This window comes from Candidatus Formimonas warabiya (genome assembly GCF_002777255.1).
GTDB lineage: Bacteria > Bacillota > Dehalobacteriia > Dehalobacteriales > Dehalobacteriaceae > Formimonas > Formimonas warabiya.
This window is the reverse complement of record NZ_CP017634.1, coordinates 4,739,337-4,752,073: the sequence shown is the minus strand read 5'-3', so window position 1 is coordinate 4,752,073 and position 12,737 is coordinate 4,739,337. Positions and strand designations below refer to the sequence as shown.

Genomic DNA, 12,737 nt, shown 5'->3' with positions numbered 1-12,737 from the left:
CCCATTATATCAGTTTATCCAACTTTCTTAGGCCTTTTTCCCGTAATTCTTTATCCAATACCCAGCTTTTGATCTTACGCTGCAACCGCTCTTGAGGTTGGTTCTGTTCAATATAATGCGCAAAAGCCACCTGCCAGAAATCCTGGGGAAACCTTAAAAGGGCGTTAATAACCTTCGTTTCTCTGGATGAAACCCTGCGTACTCTGTCATAATAATTCAAAGCCTGAACAGCCTGCCGATAGTCCCAATTGCTCCTTTTCATCACTCTCAGCATTAAGCTGCCTACGTCATGGCACCTGATATCACTGATACAATAGTCAAAATCAATCACATGTCCTGTGCCGTTTTCATCAATGATCACGTTGTGCGGTGCATAATCATGGTGGCAAAAAAATTGCTCCTGTGCTTCCTTCCCATTGACTTTTTCATATCCGCCTTTGTTTAGCATTTCTAACGCTTTTTCACACTCATGGATATAATAATCCACATAGGCAAGAAAAACACGATCAAAGAGAGTTTTCTGATTTTTTTTCATCACCTGTTTTTTAAAATCCATTAATTCTTTCATTTTGCCCTGCATGGAATCGGGCCAGGTGCCCCATTTGATTCTTCCCTCATAGGGAGGAGGGGTAAAACCCTTGGAGCTCTTATGTAAATTAGCCAGGGTTTGGGCGGCAATTTTTACATCATTCCTCCGGCTGTAATCGGCCTCCCTCCCCTGAATCCACTTAGATAGGGCATACCTTTTGCCTTGATACTCCGCATACGGATAATAGTTTTTTACAGGCAGAACCCTGTTCACATAGCTGAATCCGTGAGAAGCCAAATGCTCCAGTGCCGCGTAGATAAAACAAAACTCATTTTCCGGATATTTCACTTCTTTTAAGGCGAAGATCCCCTCCCGGGCCTCCACTCTGTAGATCAGCTTATAGGCTTCCACACGAACAGGCGTAATGTCATACTGGCTTAAGATGCCGAGAAAACTTTCCGGCACATAATCGTTGTTTCTCCCCATGCTTTCAACTCCTTGGCGGGAGAATAAACCCTCGTGTAAAATTATTTAATAACTCCTGTTTCTCACGGTGACATTGGTATTGTTGAGATAAATCGTCATAAACGCTTTTTTTTCTTTGGCGGGAAAAATACCACCGGTGCCCCGCCCGCCATACCTCATGAGGAAACATCAATACTGCCGGCAATAATCTTTGCTCTGTGGGGGACAGCGGGTACCTGCCGTGATAGACAGACAAAATTTCCTGCACCCCATCCCTTTCCCAGCGATGATTCCTCCAGTTCGTTCTCAAAAAACGGGCTAAGTCCGTCAGCCGGGAATCCTGAACACAGTATTCAAAATCGATCAAAAACCCTTCCTGACCGGTATAGATAATATTGTGATAGACAAAATCCCGGTGGCACAAAGGTTTTAACTGACTTTGCTCCCCACTATATGCTCTGTATCCGGAGGATTCCAGAATGTCCAAAGCGCGATAGGCGTCTTCCAACCAGATTCCGCACATTCTATGAAAGATGATGTCAAACCCATCTGCCTGGGATTCAGATAAACCAGACATTGTTTCTAAATCCGCTATCCGTTTGCGCCATTTTTCCGGCCACCGGCCGATATCGTTTCTGGGCACACATGCTTCGGGAGGAGAGAAACCTTCCCCCAGGCGATGCAGGTCGGCAAGCAAGCGCACGGCCTCCTCCAGCTCTTCTCTCCGGGAAAAATTAATGTACCTGCCCTCCACCCACTCGGTGAGAAAAAACAAATCGGTGCCTGATTGGGTAAATAAGTCCCCATTCAAAGCTTTTACCAGCTTTGACATGCGGAAAAATCCTCTCTGCCACAGATAATCCATGGCAGCCAAGAAAAATATCAATCTGGCCGGATCGGTGCTAATTTTTTTTAAAGCATAGTTTCCCTTCTGCGCAAATATTTTATATACAGGGTCGTGGGAGACAATTTGGAGCGGATCAATTCCGTATTGACAAAGAATCGGACATAGGCTCATATCCCCATTTTCTTCACCTCTGCTGTCAAAGATCTCCCCCGGAGTGATTGGCTCTGCATAACATAATATTTTTTCCGCTCGTACATTGTTCCTGGGAAACACTCCAGGTTTTCGCGCCACGTGTAAGAAGTGGCATTCCCCGTCAATTTTCTATCTGGGAAAGGAATGAATCATAAAATGGAAACCGGAAAAGAATGCTTAGAAAAAAAAGTGACGGATCTCATTACTGCTTTAAAACCCCTGGCTGAGTCCTACCGGCTTTTGGTAAGTTCGGCAGACGAGTTTAACCGGATTACCCTGGCCCATCGCAAAGATTTGGAGGATGCGGTGCACCGGGCAGACGATTTAGGAGAAATTATCGATAAAGTCATTGATACTCTTGACGATTTATTGGATAAATGGGTCCATGAAATGAAAAGGCACCCGGAAGACCCGGTCCATATTCCGGTCCCGAAAATAGAAAGAAGCTAGTTTTTAGAGATATTCCTCCAAACCGTACCTTTTCAGTTTTTCCACCAGTCTTTTTACTTCCTGATCCCGGTCTTTGCGGCAGACCAGCATCACATCCTCTGATTGAATAATAATTAAATCTTCCACGCCGATGGTGGCAATGAGCTTTGCTTCGCTGTCGATAATGCACCCCCGGGAATCAATGGCGATATGTTTTCCCCCGTTTAAGGTGTTGTTTCTTTCGTCTTTCGGCAGGTATTTCTCTAGAGCGGACCAGCTGCCCACATCATCCCAGATAAAATCTCCCGGGATCGTGCCGATGTTATCCGCCTTTTCCATGATGCCATAATCAATGGACACCTTGGGAAAATGAGGATATGCTTTTTCCAATAACACCCCTTCCTCAGGGGTGCCCATAAAAGGCTCGATCTTTTCCAGCTCCAGGTACAGCTCAGGCAAATATTTTTCCATGGCGTTCAGGATCACCGAAATCTTCCACACGAAAATACCGCTGTTCCAAAGATAGGTCCCCTGTTTCAGAAAAAAAAGGGCTGTTCCTTGATCCGGCTTTTCCGTAAATTTTTGCACCTGGTAAACCGGGTAGCCGTTTTCCACCGTTAGAATTCTTTCCCAACAAATATAGCCATAGCCGGTCTGCGGAGAATCAGGCTTGATCCCTAAGGTCATTAGGTAATCATGCTTTTCCGCATAGGCTATGGCACTTTCCAGAGTTTTCATAAAAGCCTTTTCATGGCCGATATAATGATCCGAAGGAAGTATCATCATGATACCCTCCGGATCTATTTTGGAGAGCTTTAGGGCGGCAAGACCTATACAGGATGCCGTATCCCGGTTGGCCGGTTCAAAAATAACATTATGGGGCGGAATTTCCGGAATGCTTTCGAATACCTGACCGTGATACTGTTTATGGGTGACTACAAAGCAATTTTCCGGTTCCACCAGCATGGATGCCCGTCTTACCGTATCACTTAACAAACTGGCCTTACCCAACAGTTTCAAGAACTGCTTGGGATTTTTCAAGCGGCTTTTCGGCCAAAACCTGGTTCCTGCTCCGCCGGCCATAATTACAGCAAAAACAGCAGAATGCCTTTTTCCTGCACCCTCCTCCACCTTCTGCCACCTCCCGTATGGAATAGGATATTAATATCTCTATTCAGTACCGTGACACAAGGTGAAAGTCCAACCCAAAATCCTTCTGTTCAATTCTTTCTCAACAATAGACCATCCAAAATTCCCGCATCACTAACCGTAATGCTTTCCGATCCCAGCATCTCTAAGACTGTTACCAGAATTTCCAGTCCCGGCACAATAATGTCTGCTCTTTGGGGAGAGAGCCCCGGGACCCTTTTTCTTTCCTCCAGCGTCATTTTTTCTAAGCGGCTTTTTTGCCTCCTGAGGTCAGGTAAGGTTACTATTTTTCCCTGCACAGCCGGACGGGAATATTTTTCGATCCCGTAATGAATGGCAGCAGCAGTAGTAGCAGTGCCCCCTACGCCAATGGGACACGGATTCCCGCCCAAATCACGGATACCTTCCAGGCCGGGAAATAATTTTTCTTTCAGCTGTTGGGGGGACAGCCTGCTTTCTGCTAAACGTACCGCACCCACATTGACACTTGACCCTTTTACCTCTCCTTCCGCCGCATAAATAATTTCCGTACTGCCTCCCCCAATATCGATCACCACCGGGATTCCCCTCCCGAAAGGAATGGTGGCCACGGCTCCGGAAAAGGAATAGGCGGCCTCTTCCTTCCCGGAAAGGATTTCCACCTGCCAGCCTGTTTTCTCGAATACCAGCTCCGTAAATTCCTGCTTATTTGCTGCATCCCTTACAGCGCTGGTCGCCACTACAGCGACATCCTTTACCCGGTAATCTCGGGTAATCCTTTGGAACTTTTCCAGGGCCTGCACGGTACGGTCCACTGCCTCAGGCGTTAATTCTCCTTTCGTGATGCCAACCCCCAACCGGGGTTCCTCAATAAACTGGGCGTGCACAGAAACTTTTCCTTCATGCACCGTTCCGATCAGCATCCGGAGCGTATTGGTACCAATATCTACAACCGCTTTCATAGAAAACCTCCTTCTTTATGGATGGTACGGGTAAAAAATAAAAAAGCATTCCCCTGAAAAGGAATGCCCTGTGGCTATCATGATCTAGCGGCCGCTTTTCTTGCCTTCCTGGTGCCGTTTTAAAGCGGTTAGTTTTTCGTTGCTGTCTTTCAAAAACTTGGCCAGTTTATCTTCAAAGGGAATCTCATTTTTGGGATTTCTCGGGGGTGCTACTGGTTTTGGCTTTGCCTGCTTAATGGACAGGCCTATTTTCCCCTTTTCGTCAATATTGACAACTTTTACTGTTACCTTGTCAGTTTCTTTGAGGTAATCCTTCACATCTTTTACATAAGCATCCGCAACTTCAGAAATGTGAACCAAGCCGGTTACTCCCCCAGGCAACTCCACAAAGGCGCCAAACTTGGTAATTCCAGTAACTATCCCTTCAACGATGCTCCCAACGGCAAGGCCCATAAAAAAATAATTCCTCCCAACGAATATACACTATACAGTTAGTATATCTAAGGAAAAACCTTCTGTCAATGAGAAAGTTGCCCCAAGTAAGGTCAATGGATATTGTCGGATACTGTCCCCACCGATTTTGCTTTCGGCATATCTCCTGGATGGCCGGGTACTAAAAGAGTCTCTCCCGGCTTGATCAAGCCTAAATCTTCCCGGGCGATTCTTTCAATATAGGATTTGTTCTGCAGTAAATTGATCTCTTGCTGTAAATTTTTCTGTTCCCGGATCAAATCGTTTTTTTCCTGCACATAACCGGCGATTTCCTGATTAATCGTATGTATGTGATAAAACTGCTGTCCAAAACAGATGCCTACATAGGAAAGAACACAAAAAATCACAAAAAATCGTTTTTTAATGTGATACTTGTTCTTAATCTTCATTGCCTGTTCCCTCCATTTCTGCGTCTATGCCAAATATTCCTAGTGCGTCTCCTGGCATAATAATGACGACCTCATATCCTTTGGTTTTGGCCCGGTTATAAAGGGTAGCTACCGTACTGGGACTTAAGTCCAATCTTTTGGCAATTTCTTCTGCCGATTTGCCCATTTCTTTCAGTGCCACTACCTGGCGTTCACGGAAACTGAGTTTTTCCACACCCCGGATTTCAATTTTCATGATGCCTGCCCCTTAACCTTTGTCTTGTCCCCAGGTTGTACACAAATATTTCACAGCTTATGCACAGCTTATCAACAGTTGTGGACAAATTTGCTACAAAATTACTACAAAGGTATTTCTGCGCCTGAAAAATTTTTCCTGCTATTTTTTCCAAAAAAATTTTCTCCATCTTTTTACCATTTTTTTCGGAAGGGCCCATGTTAACCGTTTGAGCAAAATAAGGAATTTTTTTAAAAAACCCATGATGTGAAATAACAAAATACTCACGCAGGCAAAGGGTAAAAAAATGATTCGTTTCAATATTTTGAAGGGAATGAGCCCAATCCTAAAGCATGTTTTTAAAAAATTTTCCGTCCAAAATAAAAATTTTAAGAAGAAACGCAAAAAGGTCCGGCTCATCTTTTTCAAATAAAAGACCAACCCAATAATTTGTCCCAGAAATAAATAAAAACGCACCTCGCCCCAATTGCACCAGAGCAGGACAACAAAAACGAATCCGGTAACCATCACCCACCAAGTGATATCCCAGAGGGGGCGTGTGATGCGGGGCGGAGACAGCCTTTTCCACAACCCGCGGTATACATCGAACAGGAGACCGATAAACACCCCGATGGCAATGGAAAGCAAAAAATTGACCACCTGAAGAGCCAAAAATTCCATATTCTCCTCCCAATCTTATTTCAGGAGCCTGTTGATGATACTTTTTCCTTTCCCCTTTGCCGATTTTAGGCCCTGGGGATCCAAGTACTGGATTAACTTCACAAGCCCAAACACAACCAGATCTCCCGACTCTAAATTAAGATGGTTTATATGCAAATTATCACCTCTGATCGCTAAAGGCCCCGCATTGGTTTCGATAATTATTTCCGACTCATCAAAGGTTTCCACCTTTGTTACCCCTTTTAAATTAAACTCTTCCCGGTTGGCCAAGGAAAAATGATGTACCTTTTGGTCCGGCATTCTTTTACCCCCTTTCTCATGGCAACACCTAACAAATTATTATGTGGATAAAAACAACTATATGCGTAAAATAAAAAAAGCCCCAAAAGGGCTTTTTCCTGGCAGACATTTATTTCCATACTTTTTTCAGTTCTACGCCTTTGAACCAGTATTTCACGATTTCCTGGGCACTCCGTCCTTTCTCCGCCAAGGCCCGCGCTCCCCACTGGCTCATCCCTACACCATGACCATATCCTTTGCCGTGGATCACCAATTGTCCATTTTCAATGGCAAATTTATCAATTAAGGTTGATCTCATCTCATCGTTGCCCAAAGCTAAGCGCAAAGCCGGGGCACTGAGCGTAACATTGTTGATTTTTACTTTCACGGCCCGTCCTGAAGGACCTTTTTCCGTGATCTGAGCAGATTGGATCCTACCCGGATCGTTTCCTGCCGTGTCTTTGACGACCGCTCTTACTTTATCCAGAGAAAAACGGGCGGTCCAGGATTTATTTTCCGGAACGGTAATTTCCTGACCCGGATCCTTGACACTGGTAATATAGGGGGTCTTTTCCTTGCGATAATCCAGTCCCTCTACTGCGGAAGAAGCCGTGCGCCCGCCACTGTCCGCATGAAACCATCCGTTAATATATTCACCCTGGTAGAGCAAAACCATCCCCCGGGTATCTCTGACCGCCTTTCGCACCCGATCGTTGACCCGGGCCGGATCATAGGCCTGAAACTCCTCCACACTGGTAGAAGCATCTGTTTGATGGGCCTTGACTCCTCCATCCTTAATTTTTTTCAGCGTAAAGGTACGGGCCAAGATGGCTTGAGCGGCCAAACTGTTCTGGGGCCACTGGGGATCCATTTCAGCGGCAACCACGCCTTCGATATATTTTTCCAGTTTAATTCTTTGCGTTTTTTGGGTTTCATTGACAAAGAGAGAGATGGTAGGTTCTTCTTTGTAGGTTTGAGAACGCTGTTTCACATCTTCCCCTTTGGGTTTTAATCCTGGGCTGGGACAACCGGCTGCTGCGATACCAATAAAAACAATTAAAGCGAGTGCGCATAGACGAAGAAAATACTTTTTCATTGACATTCCTCCCGGTTTCCAAAGATTTTTTTCATTTTTAGGGTTTCCGGGAAAGGAATTTTTTATTCCGTTACCACTCCTGGCTGATGCGCACATCTTCCAGTATTTTGTATAATTCTTTCGCTTGATCCGCCCGCACTGTATCCATGACCGATACTATTTCCACTTTCAGCACGCGAGGACCTAAGCTTAATTCCAGGATATCTCCCGGTTTCACTTCGCTGCCCGCCTTGGCAGTCTTGCCGTTCACAGAGATTTTTCCCCCATCACATACTTCTTTGGCTACGGTGCGTCTTTTAATCAATCTGGACACCTTTAAAAATTTATCTAGCCTCATCATATCCTCCCTGATCATTTATTATTGGTTCAAATCTTGATTTTTCACCGGATCAAGAATATAATATCAAGTAAATAAGAACTTGTCAGGTACAAAGATGTACCTGCACATCACGGGTCAACGGCGTCCTGGGATTATTTTATCTGGGACGTTTTTTATTTTCAAGCACATCTTATTTTTAGTAAAGAAAGGTGGGATAACCCGTGCCAAGATTTACCAAGAAAGATGTCCTGTGTATGGCCCAGGAAAAAGATGTCCGATTTATTCGCCTCCAATTTACCGACATTTTCGGTGTCTTGAAAAATGTGGCGATTCCCCCCCACCAGCTGGAAAAGGCACTTGACGGGGAATTAATGTTTGACGGCTCTTCCATTGAAGGCTTCGTACGGATTGAAGAATCCGATATGTATCTGATGCCTGATCCGAATACCTTTGTCATTTTTCCCTGGAGACCGCAGGAAGGAAGCGTGGCCAGGCTCATTTGTGATGTTTATCATGAAGATGGCACTCCTTTTGCCGGGGATCCCAGACAGGTGCTGAAAAGAGTGCTGGCAGAAGCCGGATCCATGGGGTATACCATGAATGTGGGGCCGGAATGTGAGTTTTTTCTTTTCCATACCGACGAAAAAGGGCAGCCGACGCTGGAGACCCACGATAAAGCGGGCTACTTTGATCTGACACCGGTGGATTTGGGCGAAAACGCCCGGGGCGATATGGCCATTGCTTTGGAAAACATGGGATTTGAGATTGAGGAATCCCACCATGAAGTTGCCCCCGGCCAGCACGAAATCGATTTTAAATATACGGATGCCTTAACGGCCGCAGATAGCATTGTCACCTTCAAATTTGTTGTGCGGACCATTGCCCAGCGCCACGGCTTACATGCTACTTTTATGCCGAAACCCATTTTTGGCATTAACGGGTCCGGTATGCACACCAACCAATCCTTATTTAAGGAGGGAAAAAATGCGTTCTATGACCCCAAGGGGCCGCTGGAGCTCTCCGAAACAGCTTATTTCTATTTGGGCGGATTAATTCAACATGCCCGGCACATGACCGCCATCACCAACCCCACCGTAAATTCATACAAGCGCCTGGTGCCGGGATATGAAGCACCTGTTTATATTGCCTGGTCCGCTAAAAACCGGAGCCCCTTGATCCGAATACCGGCGAAAAGAGGAGTCTCTACCCGGATCGAGATGAGGAACCCGGATCCTTCCTGCAACCCTTACCTGGCTATTGCGGTGATGTTGAAAGCAGGGCTGGACGGCATCAGGAACAAAACCCAGGCCCCTCCCTCCATTGACGGCAATATCTCCGAAATGAATGAAACGGAGCGGATCGCCCAAGGCATTCCCAGTTTACCCGGCTCGCTCCGGGAAGCTGTGACGGATCTGGAAAAGGATGAAATTATCAAAGAGGCATTAGGATCACACATCGTGGAAAAGTATCTTGAGGCAAAAAAATTAGAGTGGGATCAATACCGGACCAGAATCACCCAGTGGGAGATCGAGGAATATTTGACGAAGTTTTAATAATACTGATCACTTTCCGGGCGTTAGTGCCCAAAAAAAATCAGGTTCCCTAGAACCTGATTTTATTTTTCACGCACTACTTTCTTCTTTGATGCTTTCTTACTTAGCCACCGCATCTTTTAAAACTTTGCCGGCTTTAAAAGTGGGAACTTTTGCAGCGGAAATATTTATGGTTTCTCCGGTTTGGGGATTCCGACCTACACGGGCCGCCCGTTCCTTAACTTCAAAAGTACCAAATCCCACAAGTTGTACTTTTTCCCCTGCCGTCAAGGCATCACTAATACTTGCAAACACGGCGTTGATGACTTTTTCTGCATCTTTTTTTGTTACTTCAGCTTTTTCTGCTACGCTATTTATCAGGTCGGTTTTATTCAAAACAATCCCTCCTAAAAAAAGTAGATGATTTTAACAAATTCGCTACGATCCTTGATTTTCCTTCCTTTATTCCGTTTTTTTCATATTTTTTCCTAAAAATTTTTATTTTTCCTTCGCTTCACACCACAATTGATCCATTTCTTCCAGAGACATGTCCTTTACATGGACCTGATTCGCTTTCGCTGTATCTTCTATGTAAGAAAATCTTTTGATAAATTTCTTTGTGGTTTCCTGTAAAGCCTCTTCCGCGTCAATGCCCATGAAACGGGCTACATTAACTACTGCAAATAGCACATCCCCCAATTCTTCTTTAATTCTGGGCCCTTTACTCGTTGCTTCCGCTTCTTTCAACTCCAGGATCTCTTCCTGTACCTTTGCCCAGGCCCCGGAAACATCCGGCCAATCAAACCCTACCCGGGCAGCCTTTTCCTGGATTTTTTGGGCCCGGTACAAAGCGGGAAAGTTATTGGGAACATCCAGCAGGGGTTTCGGTTTTTCGTTTTCTCCTGCTTTAATTTCTTCCCACTTCACCAGCACCTGCTGAGAAGTTTCTGCGCTTTCTCCCCCAAATACATGGGGGTGCCTGCGCATCATTTTTTCCACAACGCCATTGATGACATCACATATATTAAAATGTCCCTTTTCTTGCGCCATTTGGGCATGAAAGGTAATTTGTAATAATAAGTCTCCCAATTCTTCGCATAATTTATGCATATTTTTTTCATCAATTGCATCTAATACCTCATATGTTTCTTCCACTAAATATTTTTTGATCGATTCGTGGGTCTGCTCTCTGTCCCAAGGGCAGCCCTGTTCCCCGCGGAGCACCGCCATCACATCTACTAATTCATGCAAAGTACCGTCTGTTTTTTGATCTTTCAAAGTAATCCCTTCCTAGACTAGATTTTCCTGGATCAGGCTTTCTTTATTATAACATCCTTTATTAAAAAAAATCGCCGGTGGCGATTTTTTTTAATAAAAACATCTTTTATTTCCTAGCATACTCACATTTTTTACTTCTTTATCCTACTGCTCCATTTGCTTGGCTAAAAATCCGGCAGCAGTTTCCGCAAGTTTTACTTCCATTTCACCCATGTTCACATTCGGTTCTTTGGTACAAATGATCACGGCCCCGATGGGATCTCCCTGGGCAATGATGGGAGCAACTACTTCTGCCGTAAATTTGCAGGTATCATCCTCAGTGTCGCTTTCCATAATGGCACAGTCCTTGCAATGGGTATGTTCGCCGGGATTATTAATTAATACCGAGCGCCGTTCTTCCATCACCCGTTCTACCGCAGGACCAATCGGTTTATTGAGAAACTCTTTTTTGGAAGCCCCGCTAACCGCAATAATGGTATCACGGTCCGCAATACAAGCTATATGACCTATAGCTTCATAGAGGGAATCAGCGTACTCTTTGGCAAAATCGCCTAATTCACCAATAGGGGAATACTTTTTTAGAATAACCTCTCCTTCCCGATCTACAAAAATTTCCAGGGGATCTCCTTCTCGAATCCTTAATGTTCTGCGAATTTCTTTAGGGATTACTACTCTGCCTAAATCATCAATCCGGCGTACGATTCCTGTGGCCTTCATGAAATTAATTTCCCTCCTTTTTGCTATGCTTAGGACGTCATTGGCATTGTTTCAGTGATAGTATATAACTTTTTCCTGCTTATTATTCATTTTTTCCCAAAACCACTTCAACATGCCCCAAAAGCTGACAAGGCCCAAAAAAGCGCGCCTGCGCGCGCTTTTTTCAAGTTATCGTTTCCGGGTGGACAAATTTTTTTATTCCTGGGGCAGATTCTTGGTAATCTTCGCTTCTTTCTTTAAATCATCCATATACTTGGTAAAAGCCTGGTTCTTATCGGTCTGCACAAGCTGATTTTTCACGTCTGCTTTCACATCCTCAAAAGAACCTTTCTTCTCATCCAATTTGATGATATGATAACCAAATTCCGACAACACAGGTTCTTTACTGTATTCTCCAACTTTGGTCAGTTTAAAGGATCCTTCCACAAATTCAGGAACCAATCCCTGTTCATTTTTGGTAAATTCCATGTCTAATAGGCCGCCTTGACTTGCCGAACCCGGGTCTTCTGAGTATTTTTTGGCCAGTTCCGCAAAATCGCCGCCCTGATCCAGCTCTGTAATAACGGATTGAGCCTTTTTCTTGGCCTTTTCCAAATCCTCCTTGGACACTTTATCCCGTTCTGCACTGATCAGAATATGGGATACTTTAATCTTTTCCCAGGAAGCCTTGTCTTTTTCATAATATTCCCGGGCCGCTTCGTCACTGACGGATATTTTCGCCGTAACCTTATCAAATAGTTTCTGGCCTGTTTGTTGGTACTCAATTTTCTGTTTAAACTCTTGCTCCGTCATATTCAAGGACTTTAACCAGTCCTGGAATTTTTGGTCACTCTCAAATGAGCTTTTCACCCGTTCATTCAAGTATTGATCAATTTCCTCCGGCGTTACTTTGATCCCTTCCTTTTTAGCCGCTTGAAAAACCAGTGTTTCATCAATAATGCCGTCCAAAGCCTCTTGTTTCAGGCTGGCTAACTGCTTTTTCCCCTCATCCCCTTCAAAAGAAGTGCCCATTTGTTCTGCATACGCTTTTAATTGGGCAAAATAACGGTCAAATCTTTCCTGGGATATTTTTTCCCCATTCACAACGGCTACCGGTTTTGGACCACAGCCGGATAGTAATACCAAAGACAATAAGATGACCAGTCCTCCTATCATCCGTCGACGCAACAAAACCACCTCCACACACAA

17 protein-coding genes are annotated in these 12,737 nt (G+C 44.6%); 2 read left to right on the top strand and 15 right to left on the bottom strand.

Annotation, left to right across the window (positions count from 1 at the left end; genetic code table 11):
• Positions 1–4 precede the first annotated feature (4 nt).
• Positions 5–1,015 (bottom strand): CotS family spore coat protein, encoded by a 1,011-nt coding sequence (locus tag DCMF_RS21540; RefSeq protein ID WP_148136333.1) that lies wholly within the window; start codon positions 1,013–1,015, stop codon positions 5–7.
• A gap of 4 nt (positions 1,016–1,019) precedes the next feature.
• On the bottom strand, positions 1,020–2,132 hold the full coding sequence (locus tag DCMF_RS21535; RefSeq protein ID WP_148136332.1) for a CotS family spore coat protein: 1,113 nt from the start codon (positions 2,130–2,132) through the stop codon (positions 1,020–1,022).
• A 57-nt stretch (positions 2,133–2,189) separates the two neighbouring features.
• Here DCMF_RS21535 and DCMF_RS21530 point away from each other — a divergent pair, with 57 nt between their 5' ends.
• Positions 2,190–2,483 (top strand): hypothetical protein, encoded by a 294-nt coding sequence (locus tag DCMF_RS21530; protein WP_214658797.1) that lies wholly within the window; start codon positions 2,190–2,192, stop codon positions 2,481–2,483.
• A 3-nt stretch (positions 2,484–2,486) separates the two neighbouring features.
• Here the strand turns inward: DCMF_RS21530 and DCMF_RS21525 are convergent, their stop codons facing one another.
• The 9 genes from DCMF_RS21525 to DCMF_RS21485 all read right to left on the bottom strand — a co-directional run bounded on the left by DCMF_RS21525 (position 2,487) and on the right by DCMF_RS21485 (position 8,043).
• Positions 2,487–3,593, bottom strand: coding sequence for a mannose-1-phosphate guanylyltransferase (locus DCMF_RS21525; protein WP_148136330.1), 1,107 nt, complete (start codon positions 3,591–3,593; stop codon positions 2,487–2,489).
• Positions 3,594–3,682: 89 nt separating this feature from the next.
• Positions 3,683–4,552: a Ppx/GppA phosphatase family protein gene (locus DCMF_RS21520; protein WP_148136329.1), complete on the bottom strand. Its 870-nt coding sequence runs from the start codon at positions 4,550–4,552 to the stop codon at positions 3,683–3,685.
• Between the two features lie 84 nt (positions 4,553–4,636).
• Positions 4,637–5,005 carry a S1 RNA-binding domain-containing protein gene (locus DCMF_RS21515; protein ID WP_148136328.1) on the bottom strand — a complete coding sequence of 123 codons (369 nt, stop codon included), beginning with the start codon at positions 5,003–5,005 and terminating at the stop codon, positions 4,637–4,639.
• A 92-nt stretch (positions 5,006–5,097) separates the two neighbouring features.
• Positions 5,098–5,433 (bottom strand): FtsB family cell division protein, encoded by a 336-nt coding sequence (locus DCMF_RS21510; protein ID WP_148136327.1) that lies wholly within the window; start codon positions 5,431–5,433, stop codon positions 5,098–5,100.
• The gene (locus DCMF_RS21505; RefSeq protein ID WP_148136326.1) at positions 5,423–5,668 is read right to left on the bottom strand and encodes a helix-turn-helix transcriptional regulator; all 246 of its coding nucleotides are present in this window, start codon (positions 5,666–5,668) and stop codon (positions 5,423–5,425) included. The genes DCMF_RS21510 and DCMF_RS21505 overlap by 11 nt, the downstream gene beginning before the upstream one ends.
• Before the next feature lie 141 nt (positions 5,669–5,809).
• The gene (yabQ, locus tag DCMF_RS30535) at positions 5,810–6,328 is read right to left on the bottom strand and encodes a spore cortex biosynthesis protein YabQ (RefSeq protein ID WP_148136325.1); all 519 of its coding nucleotides are present in this window, start codon (positions 6,326–6,328) and stop codon (positions 5,810–5,812) included.
• Between the two features lie 15 nt (positions 6,329–6,343).
• A complete protein-coding gene (gene yabP / locus DCMF_RS21495; protein WP_148136324.1) occupies positions 6,344–6,628 on the bottom strand; it encodes a sporulation protein YabP in 285 nt (94 codons plus the stop codon).
• 109 nt (positions 6,629–6,737) lie between these two features.
• Positions 6,738–7,703: a SpoIID/LytB domain-containing protein gene (locus tag DCMF_RS21490; RefSeq protein ID WP_148136323.1), complete on the bottom strand. Its 966-nt coding sequence runs from the start codon at positions 7,701–7,703 to the stop codon at positions 6,738–6,740.
• 70 nt (positions 7,704–7,773) lie between these two features.
• A complete protein-coding gene (locus tag DCMF_RS21485; RefSeq protein ID WP_257790930.1) occupies positions 7,774–8,043 on the bottom strand; it encodes an RNA-binding S4 domain-containing protein in 270 nt (89 codons plus the stop codon).
• A 233-nt stretch (positions 8,044–8,276) separates the two neighbouring features.
• Between DCMF_RS21485 and glnA the strand changes: the two genes are divergently transcribed.
• Complete coding sequence (gene glnA / locus DCMF_RS21480; protein WP_148138021.1) at positions 8,277–9,575, top strand: type I glutamate--ammonia ligase; 1,299 nt, start codon at positions 8,277–8,279, stop codon at positions 9,573–9,575.
• A gap of 99 nt (positions 9,576–9,674) precedes the next feature.
• On the opposite strand, the gene DCMF_RS21475 is transcribed toward glnA, so the two are convergent.
• From DCMF_RS21475 to DCMF_RS21460, 4 genes are all read right to left on the bottom strand, one after another.
• Positions 9,675–9,950 (bottom strand): HU family DNA-binding protein, encoded by a 276-nt coding sequence (locus DCMF_RS21475; protein ID WP_148136322.1) that lies wholly within the window; start codon positions 9,948–9,950, stop codon positions 9,675–9,677.
• 102 nt (positions 9,951–10,052) lie between these two features.
• Positions 10,053–10,832, bottom strand: coding sequence for a nucleoside triphosphate pyrophosphohydrolase (gene mazG, locus DCMF_RS21470; RefSeq protein WP_236860085.1), 780 nt, complete (start codon positions 10,830–10,832; stop codon positions 10,053–10,055).
• A 144-nt stretch (positions 10,833–10,976) separates the two neighbouring features.
• Positions 10,977–11,549: a stage V sporulation protein T gene (spoVT, locus tag DCMF_RS21465; RefSeq protein ID WP_148136321.1), complete on the bottom strand. Its 573-nt coding sequence runs from the start codon at positions 11,547–11,549 to the stop codon at positions 10,977–10,979.
• A gap of 195 nt (positions 11,550–11,744) precedes the next feature.
• Positions 11,745–12,716: a peptidylprolyl isomerase gene (locus DCMF_RS21460; RefSeq protein ID WP_148136320.1), complete on the bottom strand. Its 972-nt coding sequence runs from the start codon at positions 12,714–12,716 to the stop codon at positions 11,745–11,747.
• Between the last annotated feature and the right edge of the window lie 21 nt (positions 12,717–12,737).